Genomic DNA, 24,094 nt, shown 5'->3' with positions numbered 1-24,094 from the left:
CGCGTGCCATGGTATGTTGCGCCAAGGCTTCTTCGGCGGGGGCAAGATGAATCGCGAGACCGTGGGTACCATCCGGACATTGGCCGGAATCTCGTTGGCGGCGCTGCTGGCCTCCTGTGGCGGCGGGGGCAGCGAGGTGTCCGGATCGGGCGTGTTGTCGGTGGCGTGCAGCGGCGCGCAGTGCGGCGCGTCAGACGCCCAGACTTATCGCGGCAGCGGCGTCGGCATCTGGCGCTACGACAATAGCGGCTCGAGTTCGGGCACGTCCGTGCCGATCACCCTCAATGGCGTCAGCGGCCGCACCGTCACCCTGGTCTTCACCAATGTGTCCGACCGCGATGCCGGCATGGCCTCGGTCAGCACATCCGTGGCGGACCGGCCCGCCACGGCGTCGAAAATAGACGCCCCGTCCGATCCGGATCACCTGCCGGGCGTCAACCAGATCCCCGCGCATATCCGCGACTACCAGCCGCCGGTCGATCGCGCGTCCCAGCCGCAAGCCTCGGCGCGGCAAGGGCCCGCCGCCGCGGTGCGCGCCGCCGTCGAAGGCGATACACGGGAATGGCAGGACAGCGGCGGTACGCGGTTCCAGGCCACGCTGGCCCGCCGCTGGGCGGCCTCCGACGGGCGCTGGCTGAACATCTGGGTACAGGACGGCGAGCGGTCCGCCGCGAAGGTAAGCGAGGCCCTGCTGGACAGCCTGAAGAGCCGGTTCTCGTCGAACCAGGATTCCGTCTATCCCATCGTGACCGACCTCGCGGGCGAGCCCTGGGGCGATACCGTCGGCAGCGGCTATATCGGCGCTGACCAGGACCTGCACATCGTGCTGTCCAACATCACGCCCGACGGCAAGGCCTGGGGCGTGATCGGCTATTTCTTCAGCGCCAATGCCTTCCTGAAGAGCTACGAGGGGCTCAGCAACGAGGCGGTGGTGCTGTTCCTGGACACCGAGACCATGTACCTGGGCGGCCAGGCGGGCCGGAACACTGGCTATACGACGCTGGCGCACGAGATGACCCACATGGTCAATTTCTACCAGCGCGCCGCGCGCACGGGCGTGAGTCCGGACAACCGCTTCGCGGTCTGGCTGGAAGAGACCACGGCATTGATGATGGAAGACCTGGCTTCGGGCCGGGTGGTGCCGGGCTTCAACCCGTTGCGGGACGGGGACTACGGCAACTGGCTCCACCAGAGCCAGAACTGCGACTACATCCGGGGCTGGGACGCCAGCGTGTCCTCCAGTTGTTTCTCGTATCCCATCGCCGCCAACTACGGCGGCTACCTGCTGCGGCAATATGGCACGGATTTCTACCGCAGCCTGCTGCGCGGCACCTCGTCCACCGATTCGTTCACGCTGCTCGACCAGGCCGTCAGGCAGGCGGGTGGCGCGGGCGCGCGTCCGGCCTTGCGCGACTGGGGCGCGGCGCTGGCCCTGTTGCCCGCGTCGCCGCCAGCCGGGTTCGGCTATCCGCGCCGGACGCAGGGCGGCTACGACCTGCCCGCCATCAACGGCCCCGACTACGCCTCGCTGCGCACGCTGCCGTCCAGTTCGCCGTCCACGCTCAAGGCCTCGGGCCATTTTCCGGTGGTGCGCCGGCCGTCGGGCGCGTCGTATTCCGAAACCGTGGCGGTGCCGGCGGGTTCGGCCCTGACCGTCGTCGTCCAGTAGCTCAGGGCCCCGGGGCGGCCTGGCGTTCGCCGCGGGGCGCCCGGATGCCGGTCAGGTTCCGGAACGTCAGTTCGCGCGCGATGTCCAGGAAGTTCAGGATGTAGGGCGCGTCCTGGTCCTCGACCCGCACGCCCGCGTACAGCGTGCGCCAGACGCCTTCCGCGCCCAGGCGGCAGGCATGCAGCAAGCCCTGGTCCAGGTATTCGGTCAGCGCCCAGTTGGGGATGGCCGTCACGCCGCGGCCGCTTGCCACGAGCTGGATGATCATGGGCGTGAGTTCGGTGGTGCGGATTTGCGCCGGCTCCACGTCGGCAGGGTCCAGGAAGGCGGTGAAGATGTCCAGCCGATCGCGCTCGACGGGGTAGGTGATCAGTGTCTGTTCCGCCAGTTGCGCCGGCTCCAGGGTCTTGAACGTCGCCAGCGGGCTGTTGCGCGCCACGGCCAGCACCAGTTCGTAGCGGAACAGCGGCACGTAGCGCACCGCGTCCAGGCGGATGGGGTCGGACGTGATCACCAGGTCCAGGTCGCCGCGCACCAGCGCCGGCAACGGCGCGAAGGAGAAGGCCGCGGACAGGTCCAGGACGACCTCGGGCCATTGTTCGCGGAACACGTCCAGCGCCGGCATCAGCCACTGGAAGCAGGAATGGCATTCGATGGCCAGGTGCAGGCGGCCGGTGCGTCCCGCCGCCAGGCGCCCCAGTTCCCGTTCGGCGGCCCGCATGCGGGGCAGGACGTCGTCGGCCAGGGCCAGCACGCGCAGGCCGGCCGTGGTGAAGCGCAGCGGGCGCGTGCGCCGGTTGAGCAACTGCGTGCCCAGGCGTTCTTCCAGTTCGCGCAACTGGTGCGACAGCGCGGACTGCGTGACGTGCAGGCGCTCGGACGCTTCGACCAGGCTGCCGCCCTCGCGTATGGCGACCAGGGTTTCGAGATGGCGGATGTCTATCATGGCTGCCATCATAACTTGAGAAAAATTCATACTAGTTATGTAAAACTTGATTTTGATTCAAGCCATCCGCCTTGCACAATGCCGTGTTTCATCGGATAGGTCGGACGCGACACGGACATGGCTACGCTGCACAACCTGGGCTTCCCCCGCATCGGCGTGCGCCGCGAACTCAAGCGCGCCCTGGAAAGCTACTGGGCCGGGCTGTCCACGCAAGAAGCGCTGGAGCAGGCGGGACGCGAACTGCGCGCCCGCCACTGGGCCGTCCAGGCGGCATCCGGGGCAGCCCTGGTGCCGGTGGGCGACTTCGCCTGGTACGACCACATGCTGGAGTGGTCGGCCACGGTGGGAGCGGTTCCCGCGCGTTTCGGCCAGGCCGGCGATGCGCCCGTGACGCTGGACACCGTGTTCCGGATGGCCCGGGGCCGCGCGCCGGGCGGTTCGCCGGCTGCGGCGTGCGAGATGACCAAGTGGTTCGACACGAACTATCACTACCTGGTGCCGGAACTGCATCCGGGGCAGCAATTCCGCATCGCCCGCGACACCTTGTTCGAGCAGGTGCGCGAGGCGCGGGCGCTGGGCCATGCGGCCAAGCCCGTCATTCCCGGTCCGCTGACCTGGCTGTGGCTGGGCAAGGGCGAGGCCTACCGGGGCGCGGGCGACGCGGACAAGCTGGCGCTGCTGGCGGACCTGTTGCCCGTCTATGAAGAAGTGCTGGCGCGGCTGGCCGGCCTGGGCGTGCGCTGGGTGCAGATCGACGAGCCCATCCTGGCGCTGGACCTGCCCGCCGCCTGGCGCGAGGCCTTTGCCGCGGTGTACGAGCGGCTGGCCGGCGCGCCGGTCTCCATCCTGCTGGCCACGTATTTCGGCGCGCTGGACGACAATCTGCAGGTGGTCCAGGCATTGCCCGTGGCCGGGCTGCACGTCGACCTGGCGCGCGCGCCGGAGCAACTGGCGGCCGTGGCCGCCGGACTGCGGGCAGGCCAGGTGCTGTCGGCCGGCGTGATCGACGGCCGCAACGTCTGGCGCGCCGACCTGGATGCCTGGCGCGCGCGGCTGTCGCCGTACGCCGCGGCCCTGGGCGAGCGCCTGTGGCTGGCGCCGTCGTGCTCGCTGCTGCACGTGCCGGTGGACCTGTCGGCCGAAGAGCAACTGGACGACGAACTCAAGAGCTGGCTCAGCTTCGCCCGCCAGAAGCTGGACGAGCTGTCGCTGCTCGCCCGGGCCCTGGAGCTGGGCGAGGCCGCGGACGGCGTGGCCGGGGTAGCCGATGCGCTGGCCGTGCAGCGCCGCGCCCTGCGCACGCGCGCCGAGTCGCGGCGCATCCACCTGCCGGCGGTCCAGGCCGCCCTGCGGGATGCCGCCGGACTGGCTCGGGCCCGTGCTCCCTTCGCGCAGCGGACCGCCGCCCAGCGGGCGCGGCTGCGGCTGCCGGCGTTTCCCACCACGACCATCGGTTCGTTGCCCCAGACCCCGGAGATCCGAGCGCTGCGCCGCGACTGGCGGGCCGGGGCGCTGGGCGACGCCGCCTACGAAAAGGCCATCCGCCAGGAGATCGCCGACGGCATCGCCTTCCAGGAACGGGTGGGGCTGGACGTGCTGGTGCACGGCGAAGCCGAGCGCAACGACATGGTCGAGTACTTCGGCGAACTCCTGGCGGGCTTCGCCTTTACCCAGAATGGCTGGGTGCAGAGCTACGGTTCGCGCTGCGTGAAGCCGCCCGTCCTGTTCGGCGACATCGCGCGTCCGGCGCCCATGACGGTCGGCTGGACCGCGTACGCCCAGTCGCTGACCGAGCGGCCGGTGAAGGGCATGCTGACGGGGCCGGTCACGCTGCTCCAGTGGTCCTTCGTGCGCGACGACCAGCCGCGCGGCACGACCTGCCGGCAATTGGCGCTGGCCCTGCGCGGCGAAGCCCTGGACCTGGAGGCGGCCGGCATAGGCGTGATCCAGGTCGACGAGCCGGCCTTTCGCGAAGGTCTGCCCCTGCGGCGGGCGCAGCGGGCCGAGTATCTGGACTGGGCGGTCGACAGCTTCCGGCTCTGCACGGCCGGCGTGCGCGACGACACCCAGATCCATACCCACATGTGCTATTCCGAGTTCAACGACATCATCGCGTCCATCGCCGCGATGGACGCGGATGTCGTCACCCTCGAGACCTCGCGCTCGAACAGGGAGCTGCTCGGCGCGTTCGAGGGTTTCCGCTATCCCAATGACATCGGCCCGGGCGTCTACGACATCCATACGCCCAACGTGCCCCAGGCCGAGGCGATGGTCGGGCTGATCCGCCAGGCGGCCGCGCGCCTGCCGGCCGAGCGCCTGTGGGTCAATCCCGACTGCGGCCTCAAGACCCGGGCCTGGCCCGAGGCCGAGGCGGCGCTGCGGGAAATGGTGGCCGCGGCGCGCGCGCTCCGGCGGGGCGGCCCCGCCGCGGGGTAGAAGGGCCCGCAGGCAGGGGTGCTATACTCTCCGGGTTTTATCGCCCGCCCATTGCCTCCCGGCCACGCCCGGAATCTGCCGGCGCCCCCGATGCAATCGGCACCTTAGCGCATGCCCGTAACCGCCAATCGCCTCGCTATGCGACAGCCCGCGACTTTGCTCGTCCCGAGTACAGGTCCGTGGGCTTTTGTTTGCCCGGCCGCGGCTACGCCTGGGCTATCCCCATCCGTATCCAGGCGCATGACCCGTCATCGCGCTGGTCTTTTCCAACCGATCATTCAACGTCTACCCGACAGCGAAGGCTCCGCATGAAAATCCACGAGTATCAGGGCAAAGAGCTTCTGAAGAAATTTGGCGTCACCGTTCCGCGCGGCATCCCCGTGTTCTCGGTGGACGAGGCCGTCAAGGCCGCTGAACAACTGGGCGGCCCGGTGTGGGTCGTCAAGGCCCAGATCCATGCGGGCGGCCGCGGCAAGGGCGGCGGCGTCAAGCTGGGCCGTTCCATCGAGGAAGTGCGCACGCTGGCCGGCCAGATCCTGGGCATGCAGCTGGTCACGCACCAGACCGGCCCGGAAGGCCAGAAGGTCCGCCGCCTGCTGATCGAAGAAGGCGCCGACATCAAGAAGGAACTGTACGTCGGCATCGTGACCGACCGCAGCTCGCAGCGCGTCTGCGTGATGGCCTCGAGCGAAGGCGGCATGGAGATCGAAGAGGTCGCCCACGCCACCCCCGAGAAGATCCTGAAGGTGTTCGTCGACCCCGCCACGGGCCTGACCACCGATGAAGCCTCGCAGCTGGCCCGCGGCATCGGCGTTCCCGAAGGCTCGGTCGCCGACGCGGCTGACCAGATCCAGAAGCTGTACACCTGCTACGTCGAGACCGACGCCGATCTGGCCGAGATCAACCCCCTGATCGTTACCGGCTCGGGCAAGATCATCGCTCTGGACGCCAAGTTCAACTTCGATTCGAACGCGCTGTTCCGCCACCCCGAGATCGTGGCCTACCGCGACACCGATGAAGAAGATCCCGCCGAAATCGAAGCCAGCCAGTTCGGCCTGGCCTACATCCAGCTCGACGGCAACATCGGCTGCCTGGTGAACGGCGCCGGCCTGGCCATGGCCACCATGGACACCATCAAGCTGTTCGGCGGCGAGCCGGCCAACTTCCTGGACGTCGGCGGCGGCGCCACGGCCGAGAAAGTGACCGAAGCCTTCAAGATCATGCTGAAGAACCCCGGCCTGAAGGCCATCCTGGTCAACATCTTCGGCGGCATCATGCGCTGCGACGTCATCGCCGAAGGCGTGATCGCCGCGTGCAAGGCCGTCAGCCTGAGCGTGCCGCTGGTCGTGCGCATGAAGGGTACCAACGAGGAGCTCGGCAAGAAGATGCTGGCCGATTCCGGTCTGCCCATCATCAGCGCCGACACCATGGCCGAAGCCGCCACCAAGGTCGTGGCCGCGGCCAAGTAAGCGCACGAGCGCACAGCACAGGATATTAAGGACTCGAAATGTCGATTCTGATCAACAAAGATACCAAGGTGATCACGCAGGGGATCACCGGCAAGACCGGTCAATTCCACACCCGCATGTGCCGCGAGTACGCCAACGGCAAGAATTGCTTCGTGGCCGGTGTGAACCCCAAGAAGGCCGGCGAGGACTTCGAAGGCGTGCCCATCTACGCCAACGTTTCCGAAGCCAAGGCCGCCACCGGCGCCAACGTGTCGGTCATCTACGTGCCGCCCGCGGGCGCCGCCGCCGCCATCTGGGAAGCCGTCGAGGCCGACCTGGACCTGGCCATCTGCATCACCGAGGGCATTCCCGTGCGCGACATGCTGGAAGTCCGCAACCGCATGCGCGCCGAAAACAAGCGCACGCTGCTGCTCGGACCCAACTGCCCCGGCCTGATCACCCCCGATGAAATCAAGATCGGCATCATGCCCGGCCACATCCACCGCAAGGGCCGCATCGGCATCGTCAGCCGCTCGGGCACGCTTACGTACGAAGCCGTGGGCCAGGTCACGGAACTGGGCCTGGGCCAGTCGAGCGCCGTCGGCATCGGCGGCGATCCCATCAACGGCCTGAAGCACATCGACGTGCTGAAGATGTTCAATGACGATCCCGACACCGACGCCGTCATCATGATCGGCGAAATCGGCGGCCCGGACGAAGTGAACGCCGCGCAGTGGGCCAAGGACAACATGAAGAAGCCGGTGGTCGGCTTCATCGCGGGTGTCACGGCTCCGGCCGGCAAGCGCATGGGCCACGCCGGCGCGCTGATCTCGGGCGGTGCCGACACCGCCGAGGCCAAGCTGGAGATCATGGAAGCCTGCGGCATCAAGACGACCAAGAACCCGTCTGAAATGGGCAAGCTGCTCAAGTCCGTGCTGTAAATTAGAAGAGAGACGGGCGCGATTGACTATCGCGCCCGTCGCCATTTCAGGAGAAAAGCGTGGAATTTGGTTCAGCCGCCTTCGTACTGGCTCTTATTCAAATCATCTGGGTGAACATCCTGTTGTCGGGGGACAACGCGGTGGTCATCGCGCTGGCAGCTCGTTCGCTGCCCGCCCACCAACAAAAGAAAGCAATCGTGATCGGCTCTGCGGCCGCCATCGTGATGCGTATCATCCTGACGCTGGTTGCGGCCCAGTTGCTGCAACTGCCCTGGTTGAAACTGATCGGCTCGCTGCTGTTGCTGTACATCGGTATTTCGTTGTTGTTGCCGGAAGGTGAAGAGGACGAAGGCAAGCTGGCCAAGGACGGCCTGATGGCCGCCATCCGCACGATCCTGATCGCCGACCTGGTCATGAGCCTGGACAACGTGATTGCCGTGGCGGCCGCCGCCATGGGCAATACCGTGCTCCTGGTCCTGGGCCTGGCCATCAGCATCCCGTTGGTGATCTTCGGCAGCACGCTGCTGCTGAAGGTCATCGAGCGCTTCCCGCTCATCGTCTGGCTGGGCGCCGCTCTGCTGGGGTTCATCGCCGGCGAGCTGTTCGTCAACGATCCCGCGCTGCACACCGAGGCCGTCGAGGCATCCATGGGGCTGAGCCATCATGGTGCCGAGATCGCCGCCGGCGTGCTCGGAGCCGTCATCGTGCTGGTGGTGGGCAAGGTGCTGATGTCTCGGCGCCGCTCCGGCGACCAGCCCGCCTGATGGCCGGCAACGCTGCATAGTCGTGGTGCACCGGCCTGGCATTCCTGTGCCAGGCCGGTTTCGTCTTCGCCGGGGGATTTACGGGCATGCGGGTGCCTGGAAATGCCGTCCCGGAAGACGTGGTGAATTCGAAAAACAAGGAAGAACCTATCTTCCGTACAGGAAGATTCGCTCGTCCGGATCTGTCTTAGGGAGCTACACGTGCTTGAATTTTTCCAGACGCTCAGCTGGGCGGCCGTATTCCAGATCATCTTGATCGACATCCTGCTGGGCGGGGACAACGCGGTGGTCATCGCGCTGGCCTGCCGCAACCTGCCCGCCAAGCGGCGGATGCAGGGCATCCTGTGGGGGACGGCGGGCGCCATCGTGCTGCGCGTCGTGCTTATCGCCTTCGCGGTCACGATGCTGCAGATCCCGTTCCTGAAGATCGTGGGCGGCGTGCTGCTGTTCTGGATCGGCATCAAGCTGCTGGTGCCCGAGGATGAGTCGCACGACAACATCGAGGGCGGCGCCACGCTGCTGGGCGCGATCAAGACCATCATCGTCGCCGACTTCGTCATGAGCCTGGACAACGTCATCGCCATTGCCGGCGCGGCCCAGCAGGCGGACGAATCCCACCAGATCGGCCTGGTCATCTTCGGCCTGCTGGTCAGCGTGCCCATCATCATCTGGGGCAGCACCCTGGTCCTGAAGCTGATCGACCGCTTCCCCGTCGTGGTGACGCTGGGCGGCGCCCTGCTGGGATGGATCGCCGGCGGCATGCTGGCGACCGACGTCGCGGTCCAGTCCCATGTGATCCAGCCCAGTTCGCTGGCGGCCTACAACACCCAGATCACCTACGCCGCGGAAATCCTGGGCGCGCTGATCGTCGTGGGGGTGGGTATGTGGTTGGCTCGCCGCAAGAAGGCGCAGCAGCCGGCCAGCCACGCCTGACCGGAGCGCGGGGCCGCAAGGCCCGGCATGGCACGCCCTGCTTCGGCAGGGCGTTGTCGTTTGTGGGGCGTCATGCGTCGAAGGGCCGCTTGCCCAGCGCATCGACGACGTGGTCCACGAAGGCCGTGATGCGCGAGGCCAGGGCGGTGTTCCGGTAGTAGACCGCGTTGATCGCCTGGCGCACGTCCAGCGTCTGCCTGGACAACAAGGGCGCCAGCCGCCCCTGGCGGCGGTCGTCGCCCGTCATGAAATCCGACAGGCAGACGATGCCCAGGCCCGCCAGGGCCATGTGCCGCAGCGTTTCCCCGCTGGACGAGGCGATCGTGGGCCGGATGCGAACGGTGTTCCCGTCCGCGTCGCGCAGCGGCCAGTCGTTCAGGGTCTCGGGCTGGGTGAAGCCCAGCAGCGTGTGCCGCCCGAACTGGCCCGGGGAGGCCGGCGTACCGTGGCGTTCCAGGTAGGCGGGACTGGCGAGCACACGTATCCGGCTGGTGCCCACGGGGCGGGCGTGCAGGGTGGAGTCCTTCAGGGTGCCGATGCGGAAGGCCACGTCGGTGCGCTTCTCGATCAGGTCGATGATGCCTTCGTTCGAGTTCAGTTCCAGTTCCACCTCGGGGTAGCGGGCGCGGAAACCGTCCAGCAGCGGCACGAGGACATGCAGCATGAACGGCGTGGACGCATCCACCCGCAGCCGCCCGGCCGGGTGCAGGCGCCGGGCCGCCATCTGTTCCTCCGCTTCATCGACCGAGGCCAGGATGGCGCGCGCATGGTGCAGGAAGGTCGAGCCTTCCTCGGTCAGTTCCAGCCGCCGGGTCGTACGGCGCAGCAAAGTGGTCTGGAGCTTTTCCTCCAGCCGGCCCAGGGTGCGGCTGGTGGCGGAGATGGTCAGCCCGAGCACTTCCGAGGCCGCCGTGATCGAGCCGGTGTCCACGACGGCCACGAAGGCCTGCAACTCGTCCAGGGTGGTCTTCATTATTGAATCCAAATCAAATGATATTGGTTGATACCGGGCTTAATCTGCAAATATAAACCCGGCACACTGGCTGCATCCACAGAAAACCGTCCCAGGATGGCCGTCATGTCTCCCGCTTTCAACGATTCCAAGCCGGCCGCGGTGAAGTCCACCGCGGCCCTGTTCGCCCTGGCCATCGGCGCTTTCGCCATCGGCACGACCGAGTTCACCCCCATGGGGCTGTTGCCCGTGATCGCCGACGGGGTACAGGTCGACATTCCCGCCGCCGGCATGCTGGTGTCGGCCTACGCCGTTGGCGTGATGCTGGGCGCGCCGGTGATGACGCTGCTGTTCAGCCGCTTCGGCAAACGGGCCGCGCTGATGCTGCTGATGCTGATCTTTACCGTCGGCAACCTCTTGTCGGCGTTCGCGCCCGGATACGCGACCCTGCTCCTGTCGCGCCTGGTCACCAGTCTCAACCACGGCGCCTTCTTCGGCATAGGGGCGGTGGTGGCGGCCAGCGTCGTCCCCAGGGAAAAGCAGGCCAGCGCGATCGCGGCGATGTTCATGGGCCTGACCGTGGCCAACATCGGCGGCGTGCCGGCGGCGACCTGGATCGGGCAACAGGTGGGATGGCGCGTGGCCTTCGGCGGAACCGCCGCGCTGGGCCTGGTCACCATCGCCGCGCTGTGGCTGGCGCTGCCCAAGGGCGAGCCGGGCACGCGGCCGGACGTGCGCCGCGAACTGGCCGTGCTCACGCGCCCCGAGGTACTGCTTGCCATGGGCACGACCGTGCTGGGGGCGGGCGCGATGTTCGCGCTCTACACCTACGTGGCGCCCGTGCTGGCCGACATCACCCGCGCCAGCCCGGGCTTCGTGGCATTCGCGCTGGTGCTGATCGGCATCGGCTTCACCCTGGGCAATACCCTGGGCGGCCGCCTGGCGGATTGGTCCCTGGACGGCGCGGCCAAGCTCATCCTGGCCGCGCTCGCGATCATCATGGCCGTGCTGCCGCTGGTCCTGACCACCCATGTCGGCGCGGCCATCGGACTGGTCGTGTGGGGCGCCGCCGCTTTCGGTATCGTGCCGCCGGTGCAGATGCGCGTCATGCAGGCGGCGGCCCAGGCGCCCGGCCTGGCCTCGTCCGTCAACGTCGGCGCGTTCAACCTCGGCAACGCGCTGGGGGCGGCCCTGGGCAGCGCCGTCATCGGCCAGGGGCTGGGCTACGCCGCGGTGCCCCTGGCGGGCGCGGCGCTTGCCGCCGGTGGGCTGGGGCTGGTCTGGCTGGGCAACGCCGGCCGGCGCCGCGAACCGGTGTGCGAGTAGGCGGGGCGCCCGCGCCATCGGCGGCGTGAAACAGGCTAACCTTATGCCCCGTCGGATTTCGACGTATGTTTCTTATTGCCGCGCCCGCGGGGCGGCGCCAGAGGATGGAATGAAGAGCTTGCAGAAAGGGTTGACGCTGATGCAGATGCTGGTGCTGATCGGCGCCGTCGGCGTGGCGATCGCGGTCGCGGTGTCCTACCTGCGCTGACCGCCCCGGGGCTAGCGTTCGCGGTAGCCCAGCGCCATCGACAACTCCCGCGCCGCCCGTACCACGGCGGGGATCACGGTCCCGGCCACGACCTCGTCGGTGAAGGTGTAGATCATCGAGGTCGCGTTCAGTCCGGCCACGACTTCTCCCTGGGCGTTCAGGACCGGCGCGGCGATCGAACGCACGCCGCGGTGGAATTCCTCGTCGTTGTAGACGTAGCCGCGTTCGCGCGCGGTATCCAGCAGCGCGCGGAAGGCGGCGGGGTCGACCGTGGATTTTTCGGTCAGGGCGGGTATGGGCGCGCCGTCCAGGATGCGGGCAATGTCCGCCTGGGGCTTGTAGGCCAGCAGGATCCGGCCGATCGATGACGAGTGCGGCGGCATGCGGGACCCGACATGGATGTCGATCGAGGTCGGCAGGGGGATGCGGGCCTGCGCCACGTAGACCAGTTCGTCGCGGTCCAGGATGGCCATGTGCACCGAGGCGCCGACTTCGGTGCGCAGCCGGTTCATGATCGGCTGCGCCAGCTCGACCAGGGGCAGGCGGTTCAGGTAGGCGAAGCCGAGCTTCATCGCATGCGCGGTCAGGCGGTAGCGCCGGCCGACTTCCTCGCGCTCCAGGAAGCCCAGTTTCTCCAGCGTATGCACGAAGCGGTAAGGCTTGCTGCGGCTCCAGCCCAGGCGCTGCGCCAGTTCGGTCAGGGTCAGCGAGGGCTGCTCGCAATCGAAGGCTTCGAGCACGGACAGGCCCTGGGCGAGCGCGTCGACCCAGTAAGGATCCTTGCGGGGAGCGGAAGCGTTGTCGGGCGTGTCGTCGCCGTCTTCGATAGCCGGCAGTTGGGGGTCGGTCATAGGGGGCAGATAGGACGGGGCGCAGGGCGAAGCACCTTGCGCCCGGTCATTTTATAGTCTGCGCAGCCCTATCCGGTCGATCAACAGTTTTTCCTTCTGCATGGTGTCCGCGGCGAAGCGGGTGAACTGCTCGCTGCTCAGGTAGGCGGGTTCAAGGTCGTACTGCTTGAGCGCGGCGCGATAGTTGTCCATCTCCATGGACTGCTTGAAGGCATCGTGCAGGATGCGGACCACGCCCGGATCGGTGTCGCGCGGGGCCGCCAGCCCGAAGGGCGCATTCTGCACGATGTCGTAGCCGAGTTCCTTGAGCGTGGGCGCCGCCGAGAAGCGCGCGCTGCGCGTTTCGCCGCCGGTGGCGAGCAGGCGCAATTGCCCCGACTCGACGTATTGCGCCCAGCTCGGGCCGTCGGCGAGCGACATGATGTGTCCGCCCAGCAGCGCGACCAGCGCCTCGGCGCCTCCCTTGTAGGGCACGTGGTTGAACTTCACGCCGGCCTGGAAGGCCAGGTCTTCCATGGTCAGGTGGGGTGAGGACAGCGTGCCCGGCGTGCCGTAGGTCATCTTGCCGGGGTTGGCCTTGGCGTAGGCGATGTAGTCCGCCAGTGTCTTGATGGGCGAGGAGGCCGGCACCACGAGGCCGAAGGGGTAGGCCGCCAGGCCGATGATGTATTTCAGATCCTTGAGCGGATCCCAGGTGGTCTTGACCAGATAGGGCGTGCGGAACACCGATACGGCGATCTGCGCGATCGTGTAGCCGTCGGGCTCGGTGGTTTGCATCATCTGGGCGGGGATCACCATCCCGGCGCCCGGCTTGTTCTCGACCACGACCGGCTGCTTCAGGATGGCGGCCGCGTTCTGCGCCAGGACGCGGAACGCGACGTCGGTGGCGCCGCCGGGCGCGAAGCCGACCAGCATGCGAATGGGGCGCGAGGGGAAACCGGATTGGGCGCGCGCGACCGGGGCCGCGCCGGCGCCCGCCGCCGCGATCATGGTGCCGAGGAAATGTCGTCTGTGCATGGAATGACTCCGCAGGGGAAGGGAAGGGTTCAGTGCGCCCGCTCGGGCAGGGGTTCGGTCCAGGCGTCGTAGCCGTAGACCCAGTCGGCGTTCGTGTCCGAGCGCAGCCAGTCGTTCTGCAGCGAGCCGCGCTGGATGCGGCTGGCGCGTTCCAGCCGGGCCTGTTCGTAGCGCAGCAGGGCGGCGGGTACGTCGTCTCCGGCCTCGTCCAGGCAGCGGCTCAGCACCGCGGCATCCTCCAGGCCCATGGCGGCGCCCTGGGCCATGAAGGGCAGCATGGCGTGGCAGGCGTCGCCCAGCAGCGTGACGCGGCCATGGGTCCAGCGCGCCATGGGGTCGCGGGCGTAGAGCGCGGTCTTGAGGACGACGTCGCAGCCTTCCAGGATGGCCAGCGCTTCCTCGTGGAAGCCGGCGTACGCACGCAGCAGTTCGTCCTTGTGCCCCTGGATGGACCAGGACTCGTGCGTCCATTCGGTCTCGGGCACGGTGGCGAACACGAACAGCTCGCGCTGGCCGCGGTCGATCAGGAAGGTGAAGATCTGGCTGGACGCATCCGGCCCCCACCATTTGGTCGTCGGGGTCAGGTCATAGCGGGCGAGCGGCGCGGTGGGTACGATGGAACGGAACGCCACCTTGCCGGTGAAGCGGGGGGCTTCGGGACCGGCGATGGCTTCGCGCACCACCGAATGGATGCCGTCGCAGCCGACCACGGCGCGCGCGGCCACCCGCGATCCATCGGCCAGTTCCAGCCAGGCGTGGCGCTCGTCCTGGCCGATGGCGACTACCTTGGCGCCCAGGTGGACCGAGCCGGCGGGCAGGGTCGCTTCCAGCGCCGACAACAGGTCGGCGCGGTGGATGGTCAGTTGCGGCGCGCCGTAGCGGCGTTCTCCCTGGGCGTGCAATTCCAGCCGCGAGGTTTCCTGGCCGCTGTCCCACAGCCGGCTGACCCGGCAGGTGGGTTCGTAGGCGGTGGCGCGCAGCACCGCGCCCACGCCCAGTCCGTCCAGTACCTTGACCGCATTGGGCGTCAGGTTGATGCCCGCGCCCACGCGCCCGAACCGGGGTGCCTGTTCGTAGACGCCCACCTTGTATCCCGCGCGATGGAGAGCGATGGCGGCGGCCATGCCGCCTATGCCCGCCCCGATGATCGCGATGTCGACTTCCGTCATGCTTCCATCCTGATTGTTTTGTATAAGAAAACTTTTTTTGAATATAAAACTTAGAGCAGGAAGGAAGCAATAGGGGGAAGCCACGAAGGCGCAGGCGGGCACCTGCGCCGGGTCGCGGCGCATGTTGGGAAAGAGGGGGAAGGGAAGAAGGCGGACCGGAGGACGGTCCGCCATGCCGCCGGGGTCAGCCGGTGTTGCGCAGGCCCGCGGCGATGCCGTTGATGGTCAGGTGAATGCCGTTCTGGGTCCGGCCGGCCGGATCGGCCTTGGCGCGGCCCGCCTTGCCGAGGGTGGCGCGATAGCGGCGGATCAGTTCGATCTGCACGTGATTGAGCGGATCGATGTAGGCGATGCGGTCGCGGATCGAGCGTGCCAGCGAGGGATTGTCGGCCAGCAACTGGCGCTGGCCGGTAATCAGCTTCAGCGCGCTCATGGTGCGCTTCCACTCGTCGCTGATCGCGCCGAAGATGCGCTTGCGCAGCGCGGTGTCAGGCACCAGCTGGGCATAGCGCGAGGCGATGACCAGGTCGGTCTTGGCCAGCACCATTTCCATGTTGGACAGCAGCGTGCGGAAGAACGGCCAGTCGCGCGCCATGGCCTGCAGGTGTTCGATGCGCTGGCGCTTGGTGCCTTCGCCGTGGCGCAGGTAGTCGTCGATGGCCGCGCCCATGCCGTACCAGCCCGGCAGCAGCAGCCGGCACTGGCCCCACGAGAAGCCCCAGGGAATGGCGCGCAGGTCCTCGATGCGCCCGGTGGATTTGCGCGAGGCCGGGCGCGAACCGATGTTCAGGCCGGCGATCTCGGAGATCGGCGTCGAAGCGAAGAAGTAGTCGGCGAACCCCGGCGTTTCGTAGACCAGGGCCCGATAGCTGCGCATGGCGGTGGCCGACAGGCGGTCCATGGTCTGGCCATAGCTGGCGAACAGCGCGTCCTCGGCCGAGGCGCTTTCGGTGTGGTCGGCCAGGCTGGCCTCCAGCGTGGCGGCGGTCAGCAGTTCGAGATGCCAGCGGCCGATGTCGGCGTCCTTGTATTTGCTCTGGATGACCTCGCCCTGTTCGGTCAGCCGGATCTGGCCGGCCACGGTACCCGGAGGCTGCGCCAGGATGGCGTCGAAGCTCGAACCGCCGCCCCGGCCCACGGTGCCGCCGCGGCCGTGGAACAGGCGCAGCCTGACCTTGCGGGCGCGGAAGACCTCGACCAGCGCGCGTTCTGCCTGGTACAGGGACCAGTTCGACGTCAGGAAGCCACCGTCCTTGTTGCTGTCGGAATAGCCCAGCATCACTTCCTGCACGCCGCGCTGGGCATGGCGCACGCGCGCCTTGACCTCGGGCAGGTCGAGGAACTGCGCCATGATGGCGGGGCCGTTGGCCAGGTCGGGAATGGTCTCGAACAGCGGCACCACCATCAGCCCTTCGCCGTCGGCGGGAACGTGGCCGCTCGTGGAGCCGCCCCCCGGCGCGATCAGGCCGGTTTCCTGCTGCAGCACCAGGACTTCCAGCAGGTCGCTGACCGTTTCCGTGTGCGACACGATGGCGTGGTGCACGGCCTGCGCGCCCAGGCGCTGGCGGGCGCTGGCGGCGGCCCGGAAAATCTCCAGTTCGCGGGTCGTTTCCTCGCTGTAGCGCAGCCAGGGCGAGACCAGCGGGCGGACCTCCTTCAACTCGCGCCGCAGCAGTTCGATGCGCGCGGCTTCGTCCAGGCTGGCGTAGTCGGCCTCGACCCCGGCGCGCGCGAACAGCTCGGCCACCGTGCGTTCATGCACGTCGGAACTCTGGCGCAGGTCGATCGTGGCCAGGTGGAAGCCGAACACGTCCACCGCCTGGCGCAGCGCCGACAGGCGCAGCCGGGCGATGGGCGAGGCATGGTGGCCGTTGAGCGAATCGGCGATCACCGCCAGGTCGGCGGCGAATTCGGCGGGCTCGGCATAGGGTTGGGCGGGCGGGGCCTCGCGGCGGGCCAGGCCGCGGCCGGTCAGCACCCGCGCCGATGCCGCCAGGCGGGCGTAGATGCCGACCAGGGCACGGCGGTAGGGCTCGTCGCGGCGATGCTCGGAAAGGTCGCCGCCTTGTTCGGCCAGCGCGGTCAGCGCCTGCGAGGCGGGCGTCAGCAGCGCGCTCAGGGACAGTTCGGCGCCCAGCGCGTGGGTCTCGTCCAGGTAGTACTCGAAGGCCGTCGTGCTCTGGCGCAGCAGCGCCAGGTTCAGCGTCTCGGCATCGACGTTGGGATTGCCGTCGCGGTCGCCGCCTATCCAGCTCCCCATGCGCAGGAAGGACTTGAGCGGCGTGGGGTGCGGGCCGAACGGATCGGCCGGCTCGCGGCCGAGCAGACGCGAAAGATGGCCGTACAGCTGCGGGATGACGGACAGGAAGGTGCTGCGGTAGTAGGACAGCGCGTTCTCGATCTCGTCGGCCACCGTCAGCCGGGAGTTGCGCAGCATGCGCGTCTGCCACAACGTGGTGATGCGGCCCAGCAGGGCCAGCGTCTGTTCGAAGGATTCGTCCGTGGTGCGCGGGTCGTCGCGCTCCTGCAGCAGGTGGGCGATTTCCTTGTGCACGTCCAGCGTGCTCTTGCGCTGCACCTCGGTGGGGTGGGCCGTCAGGACCGGCGAGATCAGCGTTTCGTCCAGCAACTGGCGCATGCGCGCGTTGCCGATGCCCGCGGCCCGCAACTGGGTGACGGCGTCCTGCAGGCTGCCGCGCGCGGGGGCGTCCTGTTGCAGCAGGGTGGCGCGGCGGCGCCGGTTCTGGTCGCGGTCCTCGGCGATGTTGGCCAGGTGCAGGTAGTAGGTGAAGGCGCGGACCACGGAGTTGGTCTCGTCGGCCGCCAGCAGCTTCAGGCGTTTTTCCAGCGCGCGGCCGTCGGTGGCGTTGCCGTCGCGGCGAAAGCGCACCGCCGTGCGGCGCACGGTCTCGATGGTGTCGAAGACGCCCGCGCCTTCGCTGGCGCGGATCACGTCGCCCAGAAGGCGGCCCAGCAGTCGGATGTCGTTGCGAAGAGGTAGGTCGGGATCTTGAAGCGATGAGGTCATGGAGCGTCGCGCGTGTTGTCGTTGGAGTCGGCTGCTGCAAATGCTTGGAGACGGGCCCGAAGGCAAAAGAACGCGGTACGGGCGCCTCCAGAGCATGCCATGAAAAAAGGGCCCGTATCGAATACTTCTATAATCCCGAAGGGGGGCGCCGCGAGAGCGGAAGCCTGTCCGCACCGCAATCGAGATCCCCGCATTTTGAAAAACGATCGTTTGATCATCGCCACGCGCGAAAGCCAGCTGGCGCTCTGGCAGGCCGAACATGTACAGGCGCGGCTGCGCGCGCTGTATCCGCAGTATTCCGTCGAACTGCTGGGCATGACCACCCGCGGCGACCGCATCCTGGACCGCACGCTGTCCAAGGTCGGCGGCAAGGGCCTGTTCGTCAAGGAATTGGAAACCGCCCTGCAGGACGGCCGGGCCGACCTGGCCGTGCATTCGCTCAAGGACGTGCCGGTGGACCTGGCGCCGGAGTTCGCGCTGTCCACCATCATGGAGCGCGAGGATCCGCGCGACGCCCTGGTGTCGGCGCGCTACGCGGCGCTGGCCGACATGCCCGCCGGCGCGGTCATCGGCACCTCCAGCCTGCGCCGCGAGTCGCAGGTCCGGGCCCGCCATCCGCACCTGCAGGTGCGGCCCCTGCGCGGCAACCTGCAGACCCGCCTGGCCAAGCTCGATCGCGGCGAATACGACGCCATCGTGCTGGCGGCCGCGGGTCTGCGCAGGCTGGGCCTGGGCGACCGCATCCGGACCCTGCTGGCGCCCGAGGACAGCCTGCCGGCCGCCGGGCAGGGCGCCCTGGGTATCGAGATCCGCGCCGACCGCGAAGACCTGCGTGCCGTGCTCGCGCCGCTGTCGCATGCTGCCACCACCGCCGAGGCCCTGGCCGAACGCGCTGTGTCGCGGCGCCTGGGCGGCTCCTGTCAGGTGCCGCTGGCCGCCTATGCGCAGGCGCAGGGCGAATCGCTGCGCCTGCGGGCCCTGGTCGCGACGCCCGACGGCGCGCGCATCGTCCGGGCCGAGCGCACCGGCACCGCGCGGGACGCCGAGGCCCTGGGCCTGGCCGTGGCCGAAGAACTCCTCGCGGCCGGTGCGGCCGATATCCTCGCTACGCTGGGCTGAGCCGCGATGCCGGCCCAGCCATCCGCGCCGGTACCCGGGCGCACCGTCATCCTGACCCGTCCCGCCGGCCAGAACGACGGCCTGGCGCGGGCGCTCGCGGCGGGCGGATGGCGGCCGCTGGACCTGCCGGCGCTGCGGCTGACCCCGGAGGCCGGCCCGGTGCCCGATCCCGCGGCCTTCGATCTCGTCGTCTTCGTCAGCGGCAACGCCGTGCGGATGTTCCTGGACGCGTGGCGCGAGGCCACCGGGCCAGACCGGGCCTGGCCCGCCGCCACCGCGGCCGCGGTCGTCGGACCCGCCAGCGCGCGGGCGCTGCGCGAACATCCGGCCTTCGGCCAGGGGCCGCGGCTGCTGCAGCCCGCCGCCGACAGCCCGCATTTCGACTCCGAGGCGCTGTGGGCCATCCTGTCCGCCGCGCCGCTGCCGTCGCGGGTGCTGATCGTGCGCGGCGGCCGGGGCGAGCAGGGCAGCGGCCGCGACTGGCTGGCCGGCCGCCTGCGCGAGGCCGGCGCCGGCGTCACCCTGCACCGCGCCTACAGGCGGGTGCCCGAGACGTGGATGCCGGCCCAGGCCGAGCGCCTGCGCGAACTGGCCCGCGCCGGCACGCCCACCGCGTGGCTGCTGACCAGCGCCGAGGGCGTGGACGCGGTGCGCGGGCAGCTTGCCCGCCTGGGATTGCTGGACTGGTGGGCCGATTGTCGTCTCGTTGCAACCCATCCACGGATCGCCCGGCATTTAATAACGGTGATCGCCGAAGCATTGCCCGCTCGCGACCACCCGCCAATGTTACAAACTTGCGCGCCCCGGGATGAGGACATCCTGGCCGCGATAGAATCGGTGTCATGACTGCATCCGAGAACGCATCTCCCGCATCCGCGCAGGGTCCTGCGCCCAACGATACCCGTTCCGCAACCGAGCGCGCCGGCCGTGCCCCCAAGGGGCGGACGTCCAGCCGGTCCTTCCCCTGGCTGGGAACGGTGCTCGCTTTCGCGCTGATCGTGATCGTGGTGCTGGCGGCCGCGCTGTGGCGCCAGCAGCAACTGGTCGATGCCATCGGCCGCGAATCGGCGCGCCGCTTCAACGAGATCGACTCCTTCTCCCGCGATGCCCAGGCCCGCGCCCGTCAGGCCCTGTCCATCTCCCAGGGCAATACCGACAAGCTGGCCGTGCTCGAATCCAAGGTGCTGGAGTCGCAAAGCCAGCAGGCCGCGCTGGAGCAGCTCTACCAGGAGCTGTCGCGCGGCGAGGACGAGTGGACCCTGATCGAGGTCGAACAGGCCCTGTCCATCGCCGCCCAGCAGCTGCAGCTGGCCGGCAACGTGCAGAACTCCATCGCCGCGCTGCAGGTGGCCGACGCCCGGCTGGCGCGTGCCGACCGGCCCCAGTTCACCGCCGTGCGCCGCGCCATCGCGCAGGACCTCGAGCGGCTGCGCGGACTGCCGTCGGTGGACGTGTCCGGCCTGGTGGTCAAGATCGACCAGTTGATCGGTCTGCTGGACCGCCTGCCGCTGCTGGCCGGCGTGCAGCCGGCCCATGAAGCCGACGGCCAGGCCGCGCCGGCCGCGGCCGAAGCCGTCCAGGCGCCGGCGGCCGATGCGTCCTGGTGGAAGCGGGCCATCGCCTGGTGGGAACCCCTGCGGAACGGCTTCCTGGGCGACATGCGCGACCTGATCCGCATTCGCCGCATCGACAAGCCCGATGCCCTGCTGGTGTCTCCCGAGCAGGGCGCCATGGTGCGCGAGAACCTCAAGCTCAGGCTGCTCAACGCCCGCCTGGCCCTGCTGTCCCGGCAGGAACATGCCTGGCGCGCCGACCTGGACGCGGTCGGCCAGGCCCTGCCCGCCTACTTCGATGCCAATGCGCCGGCCACGCGCAACGCCCAGACGCTGCTGCGGCAGATCCGCGAGACCGACATCTCCATCGAGCTGCCGAACCTCAATGACAGCCTGGCCGCGGTGCGCTCGGTGCTGCCGCGCAATGCCGTTCCCGGCGCGCAGAGGTAAGGCATGCGCACCTGGTTCTGGACCCTGTTGCTGCTGGTGGCCGCCGTCGGGCTGGCGGTCGGACTGCGTTATCACTCCGGCAACGTCGCGCTGCTGCTGCCGCCCTACCGGGTCGAGCTGTCCGCCAGCCTGGCCGCGCTGATCCTGGTCGCGCTGTTCGCGGTGCTGTACGCCGCGCTGCGCGCCATCTCCTGGACCCTGGACCTGCCGGTGCGGGTGCGCCGCTGGCGTGCGCGGCGCGCGTTGACGCAGCAGCAGGAGCTGCTCGAGCGCGGCTGGATCAATCTGCTGGAAGGCCGCTATGCCAAGGCCGAGGCCGACATGAGCAGCGTGGCCGGACAGACCGACGTGCCGTCGCGCCGCGTCCTGGCCAACCTGTCGGCCGCCCGGGCGGCGCATGCCATGCAGGAATTCACCCGCCGCGACCTGCTGCTGGCGCAGGCCCGCGAGGCCGCGGAAGCCGACGCCGGACTCAAGCCCGCGGTCGTCCTGGTCGAGGCCGACATGCTGCTCGACCAGCAGCGGCCCGAGGAAGCATTGGCGCTGCTGTCGCAACTGCACGAGGGCGGGCCCAAGCACATGCATTCGCTGCGGCTCACCTTGCGAGCCCATCGCGACCTGGGGCATTGGGCCGAGGTCCTGAAGCTGGCGCGCACGCTGTCCAAGCGCAATGCCCTGCATCCGGCCGCCGCCACCCGCATGATCGCCACCGCCGCGGCCGAACTGCTGCGCTCGGCCAGCGATGCCGCCACGCGGCGCGCCATCTGGAAGGACCTGAAGGACGACGAGCGCATCCTGCCCGAAGTGGCGCAGGCCGGCGCCGCGGTGTTCGAGGCCGATGGCGACGAAGTGCGCACCCGCCGCATCCTCGAGACCGCGCTCGACGCCCAGCTCAGCCCGCTCCTGCTGCAGGCCTATGCCCGTTGCAGCCCCGAACACATACCTCCGCGGCTGGAGAAGGCCGAGAGCTGGCTGCGCCAGCATCCCAATGATCCCGACCTGCTGCAGGCGCTGGGCACGCTGTGCCTGTGCGGCCGCCTGTGGGGCCCGGCGCAGCGATATCTCGAACGCAGCCTGAGCGAGCGCGACGACCCGCGCACGCATGCGCTGCTGGCCAGCCTGTACGATCGCACCGACCGCGCCGTCGAGGCCGTGCGCCACTGGCGCCTGGCTACCGAGGCCGTGATCGGCCTGCCGGTCCTGAAGGCCGACGAAGCGGTCCTGTTCGGACCCGCCGCCGCGCGTCCCCAGTTCGAGAGCGAAGAGGACGTGGCGCCCGATCGCGCGGCTGGCCTCTAGCGGCGGTTTTTTTTCGATGTCGTACCGGCCCCGGGCCGGTCCACTTGTTTTTTCCAACCTTCCAGGCAGTTATGAATCTCGATCGAGTCGGTCCCGGCAAAAAGGCGCCGGAAGAATTCAACGTCATCATTGAGATCCCGATGAACGCGGATCCGATCAAGTACGAAGTCGACAAGGAAACCGGAGCCTTGTTCGTCGATCGCTTTATGATGACGGCCATGCACTACCCGTGCAATTACGGCTACGTGCCGCAGACCCTGTCCGACGACGGCGACCCCGTCGACGTGCTGGTCATCACCCCCCATCCGGTCACCGTCGGCGCCGTCGTGCGCTGCCGCCCCATCGGCATCCTGAACATGGACGACGAAGCGGGCGGCGACGCCAAGCTGCTGGCCGTGCCCGTGGACAAGGTCCTGCCCATCTACCGCCACTGGCAGAAGCCGGAAGACCTGCAGCCCGAGTACCTGCTGCGCATCCAGCATTTCTTCGAGCACTACAAGGATCTGGAAAAGGGCAAGTGGGTCAAGATCAAGGGCTGGGACGGCCCGGAAGCCGCCCGCCAGGAGATCGTCGGCAGCATCGAGCGCTACCAGCAGGCCGGCAAGTAAGGCGACGGTTGTGCCAGGCAGAAGACCTCCCGACGGGAGGTCTTTTTCATTGGGAGGGCGGCACCTGCGCGCGCCGTACGATCCCGCGCGCCGCCAGTTCCTCGATGCGCTGGGGCGACAGCCCGGCCAGCGTTTCCAGGATCTCCTGCGTGTGGGCGCCGGGCAGCGGCGCCGGCGCGTCGTAGCCGGCCTGGCCTGCGCTGAACTTGATGGGGAAGCCGGGGGCGCTGGCGGCCATGTCGGTGCCGGTCATGGGGTTGTGCACCGGGACCACCATGCCGCGCTCGCGCAGTTGTCGCCATTGCATGACCTCGTCGATGCTGCGCACCGGGCTGCACGGCACCTTGGCCGCGTGCAGGGCCTGGACGATGTCCTGGGTGGCGCGCGCCTCGGTCCAGGCGGACACGATGGCGTCGACCTGCGCGTTGTGGGCGATGCGCCAGCCCAGATCGTTCATCCGCGCATCGTCCGTCAGGTCGTGCCGCTCCATCGCGCCCAGCAGGGCGGTCCAGTCGGCGGCGGTGGCCGCGCCCAGCACTACCCAGCCGTCGCGCGAGCGGTAGACGTTGAAGGGCGAGAACCGCATGATGCGGCTGCCCTGGCGGTGGGGCAGGCCCAGCCGCTCGTAGCAGTCGAAGGGTTCGTCGAACATCAGCGAGAACAGGCAGTCGGCCATCGAGACGTCCACCGCCTGGCCGCGCCCCGTGCGCTGGCGGTGCAGCAGGGCGGCCAGGATGCCGGACGCGGCGAACACGCCGGCGATGGCGTCCGACAGCGGCGAGCCGGTCTTGACCGGGGGGCCGCCGGCTTCCCCGGTCACGCTCATCAGGCCCACCGCCGCCTGCACCATCAGGTCGTAGGCCTTCAGGTGGCGATCGGAGCCGGTCGCGCCGTATCCCGTCAGGGAACAATAGACGATGCCGGGGTTGACCGCCGCCAGCGCGTCATAGCCTATTCCCAGCCGGTCCGCCACGCCCGCGCTGAAATTGTCGATCACGACGTCGGCGCCGGCCACCATGCGCAGGAATACCTCGCGGCCCGCTTCCGATTTCAGGTCCAGCATGACCGATTGCTTGCCGCGCGCGCGTTTCAGGTAGGCCAGGCCCATGTCCGCGTCCGAGGTCCGCTGGAAGGACACGCCGCCGGGTCCGGCATAAGGAGGGGAAAACGCGGTGGGATCGCCCGTGGCGGGATCGTCGATCTTCACGACCTGCGCGCCCATGCCCGCAAGGAACAGGGTGGCCTGCGGACCCGAGAAAAAGCGGGTCAGATCCAATACGAGGGTCCCGGACAATAGCTTCTGCGTGATCTGGTTCATGGCGGGCAGTCTAAGCAGAACCGGCGATGGGGGCGTCATAGGACTTTGCGCGGGGGCCA

At 68.7% G+C, this 24,094-nt stretch carries 19 protein-coding genes; 12 read left to right on the top strand and 7 right to left on the bottom strand.

All coding sequences use genetic code 11. From position 1 onward, the window contains the following. The first annotated feature begins 46 nt into the window (after positions 1-46). A complete protein-coding gene (locus EGT29_RS20225; protein WP_161567890.1) occupies positions 47-1,669 on the top strand; it encodes a hemagglutinin in 1,623 nt (540 codons plus the stop codon). A gap of 1 nt (position 1,670) precedes the next feature. Here EGT29_RS20225 and EGT29_RS20220 read toward each other — a convergent pair whose 3' ends face one another. After that, on the bottom strand, positions 1,671-2,615 hold the full coding sequence (locus EGT29_RS20220; protein WP_124690655.1) for a LysR family transcriptional regulator: 945 nt from the start codon (positions 2,613-2,615) through the stop codon (positions 1,671-1,673). Between the two features lie 117 nt (positions 2,616-2,732). Here EGT29_RS20220 and metE point away from each other — a divergent pair, with 117 nt between their 5' ends. The 5 genes from metE to EGT29_RS20195 all read left to right on the top strand — a co-directional run bounded on the left by metE (position 2,733) and on the right by EGT29_RS20195 (position 9,137). Next, entirely contained in the window at positions 2,733-5,051 is a 2,319-nt protein-coding gene (gene metE, locus EGT29_RS20215) for a 5-methyltetrahydropteroyltriglutamate--homocysteine S-methyltransferase (RefSeq protein WP_124690654.1), read from the top strand. Between the two features lie 308 nt (positions 5,052-5,359). Next, positions 5,360-6,520 (top strand): ADP-forming succinate--CoA ligase subunit beta, encoded by a 1,161-nt coding sequence (gene sucC, locus EGT29_RS20210; protein WP_124690653.1) that lies wholly within the window; start codon positions 5,360-5,362, stop codon positions 6,518-6,520. 38 nt (positions 6,521-6,558) lie between these two features. Beyond that, entirely contained in the window at positions 6,559-7,440 is an 882-nt protein-coding gene (gene sucD / locus EGT29_RS20205; RefSeq protein ID WP_124690652.1) for a succinate--CoA ligase subunit alpha, read from the top strand. A 59-nt stretch (positions 7,441-7,499) separates the two neighbouring features. Continuing rightward, positions 7,500-8,204 (top strand): TerC family protein, encoded by a 705-nt coding sequence (locus EGT29_RS20200; protein ID WP_124690651.1) that lies wholly within the window; start codon positions 7,500-7,502, stop codon positions 8,202-8,204. 201 nt (positions 8,205-8,405) lie between these two features. Then, the gene (locus EGT29_RS20195; RefSeq protein ID WP_124690650.1) at positions 8,406-9,137 is read left to right on the top strand and encodes a TerC family protein; all 732 of its coding nucleotides are present in this window, start codon (positions 8,406-8,408) and stop codon (positions 9,135-9,137) included. A 70-nt stretch (positions 9,138-9,207) separates the two neighbouring features. Here EGT29_RS20195 and EGT29_RS20190 read toward each other — a convergent pair whose 3' ends face one another. After that, the gene (locus tag EGT29_RS20190) at positions 9,208-10,110 is read right to left on the bottom strand and encodes a LysR family transcriptional regulator (protein WP_124690649.1); all 903 of its coding nucleotides are present in this window, start codon (positions 10,108-10,110) and stop codon (positions 9,208-9,210) included. Between the two features lie 141 nt (positions 10,111-10,251). Here EGT29_RS20190 and EGT29_RS20185 point away from each other — a divergent pair, with 141 nt between their 5' ends. After that, positions 10,252-11,415 carry an MFS transporter gene (locus tag EGT29_RS20185; protein ID WP_124692458.1) on the top strand — a complete coding sequence of 388 codons (1,164 nt, stop codon included), beginning with the start codon at positions 10,252-10,254 and terminating at the stop codon, positions 11,413-11,415. 219 nt (positions 11,416-11,634) lie between these two features. On the opposite strand, the gene EGT29_RS20180 is transcribed toward EGT29_RS20185, so the two are convergent. From EGT29_RS20180 to ppc, 4 genes are all read right to left on the bottom strand, one after another. After that, positions 11,635-12,474 carry an IclR family transcriptional regulator gene (locus EGT29_RS20180; RefSeq protein ID WP_124690648.1) on the bottom strand — a complete coding sequence of 280 codons (840 nt, stop codon included), beginning with the start codon at positions 12,472-12,474 and terminating at the stop codon, positions 11,635-11,637. A 51-nt stretch (positions 12,475-12,525) separates the two neighbouring features. Further along, a complete protein-coding gene (locus tag EGT29_RS20175; RefSeq protein ID WP_124690647.1) occupies positions 12,526-13,491 on the bottom strand; it encodes a tripartite tricarboxylate transporter substrate binding protein in 966 nt (321 codons plus the stop codon). Positions 13,492-13,520: 29 nt separating this feature from the next. Further along, positions 13,521-14,660 (bottom strand): FAD-dependent monooxygenase, encoded by a 1,140-nt coding sequence (locus EGT29_RS20170; RefSeq protein ID WP_124690646.1) that lies wholly within the window; start codon positions 14,658-14,660, stop codon positions 13,521-13,523. Between the two features lie 184 nt (positions 14,661-14,844). After that, positions 14,845-17,688, bottom strand: a complete 2,844-nt coding sequence (gene ppc / locus EGT29_RS20165; RefSeq protein ID WP_124690645.1) for a phosphoenolpyruvate carboxylase — start codon at positions 17,686-17,688, stop codon at positions 14,845-14,847. A gap of 195 nt (positions 17,689-17,883) precedes the next feature. Here ppc and hemC point away from each other — a divergent pair, with 195 nt between their 5' ends. The 5 genes from hemC to ppa all read left to right on the top strand — a co-directional run bounded on the left by hemC (position 17,884) and on the right by ppa (position 22,717). Then, entirely contained in the window at positions 17,884-18,807 is a 924-nt protein-coding gene (hemC, locus tag EGT29_RS20160) for a hydroxymethylbilane synthase (protein ID WP_124690644.1), read from the top strand. A gap of 6 nt (positions 18,808-18,813) precedes the next feature. Then, positions 18,814-19,653 (top strand): uroporphyrinogen-III synthase, encoded by an 840-nt coding sequence (locus EGT29_RS20155; RefSeq protein ID WP_124690643.1) that lies wholly within the window; start codon positions 18,814-18,816, stop codon positions 19,651-19,653. Further along, complete coding sequence (locus EGT29_RS20150; protein WP_124690642.1) at positions 19,650-20,810, top strand: uroporphyrinogen-III C-methyltransferase; 1,161 nt, start codon at positions 19,650-19,652, stop codon at positions 20,808-20,810. The genes EGT29_RS20155 and EGT29_RS20150 overlap by 4 nt, the downstream gene beginning before the upstream one ends. Positions 20,811-20,813: 3 nt before the next feature. Then, positions 20,814-22,109 (top strand): heme biosynthesis HemY N-terminal domain-containing protein, encoded by a 1,296-nt coding sequence (locus tag EGT29_RS20145; protein ID WP_124690641.1) that lies wholly within the window; start codon positions 20,814-20,816, stop codon positions 22,107-22,109. A gap of 71 nt (positions 22,110-22,180) precedes the next feature. After that, positions 22,181-22,717: an inorganic diphosphatase gene (ppa, locus tag EGT29_RS20140; protein ID WP_124690640.1), complete on the top strand. Its 537-nt coding sequence runs from the start codon at positions 22,181-22,183 to the stop codon at positions 22,715-22,717. Positions 22,718-22,763: 46 nt separating this feature from the next. Here ppa and EGT29_RS20135 read toward each other — a convergent pair whose 3' ends face one another. Further along, the gene (locus tag EGT29_RS20135) at positions 22,764-24,035 is read right to left on the bottom strand and encodes a CaiB/BaiF CoA-transferase family protein (RefSeq protein WP_161567889.1); all 1,272 of its coding nucleotides are present in this window, start codon (positions 24,033-24,035) and stop codon (positions 22,764-22,766) included. Positions 24,036-24,094: the final 59 nt, after the last annotated feature.

This window comes from Pigmentiphaga sp. H8, from assembly GCF_003854895.1.
Classification (GTDB): domain Bacteria; phylum Pseudomonadota; class Gammaproteobacteria; order Burkholderiales; family Burkholderiaceae_B; genus Pigmentiphaga.
Note: the sequence above shows the minus strand (reverse complement) of the source record. Positions and strands in the feature narration are given on the sequence as shown.

Coding starts and splice junctions, on each gene's coding strand:
- EGT29_RS20190 (WP_124690649.1), bottom strand. CDS start 10,110: ATGAAGACCACCCTGGACGAGTTGCAGGCCTTCGTGGCCGTCGTGGAC.
- EGT29_RS20170 (WP_124690646.1), bottom strand. CDS start 14,660: ATGACGGAAGTCGACATCGCGATCATCGGGGCGGGCATAGGCGGCATG.
- ppa (WP_124690640.1), top strand. CDS start 22,181: ATGAATCTCGATCGAGTCGGTCCCGGCAAAAAGGCGCCGGAAGAATTC.
- ppc (WP_124690645.1), bottom strand. CDS start 17,688: ATGACCTCATCGCTTCAAGATCCCGACCTACCTCTTCGCAACGACATC.
- EGT29_RS20225 (WP_161567890.1), top strand. CDS start 47: ATGAATCGCGAGACCGTGGGTACCATCCGGACATTGGCCGGAATCTCG.
- EGT29_RS20150 (WP_124690642.1), top strand. CDS start 19,650: ATGACTGCATCCGAGAACGCATCTCCCGCATCCGCGCAGGGTCCTGCG.
- EGT29_RS20220 (WP_124690655.1), bottom strand. CDS start 2,615: ATGATAGACATCCGCCATCTCGAAACCCTGGTCGCCATACGCGAGGGC.
- EGT29_RS20180 (WP_124690648.1), bottom strand. CDS start 12,474: ATGACCGACCCCCAACTGCCGGCTATCGAAGACGGCGACGACACGCCC.
- EGT29_RS20175 (WP_124690647.1), bottom strand. CDS start 13,491: ATGCACAGACGACATTTCCTCGGCACCATGATCGCGGCGGCGGGCGCC.
- sucC (WP_124690653.1), top strand. CDS start 5,360: ATGAAAATCCACGAGTATCAGGGCAAAGAGCTTCTGAAGAAATTTGGC.
- EGT29_RS20135 (WP_161567889.1), bottom strand. CDS start 24,035: ATGAACCAGATCACGCAGAAGCTATTGTCCGGGACCCTCGTATTGGAT.
- EGT29_RS20145 (WP_124690641.1), top strand. CDS start 20,814: ATGCGCACCTGGTTCTGGACCCTGTTGCTGCTGGTGGCCGCCGTCGGG.
- sucD (WP_124690652.1), top strand. CDS start 6,559: ATGTCGATTCTGATCAACAAAGATACCAAGGTGATCACGCAGGGGATC.
- EGT29_RS20155 (WP_124690643.1), top strand. CDS start 18,814: ATGCCGGCCCAGCCATCCGCGCCGGTACCCGGGCGCACCGTCATCCTG.
- metE (WP_124690654.1), top strand. CDS start 2,733: ATGGCTACGCTGCACAACCTGGGCTTCCCCCGCATCGGCGTGCGCCGC.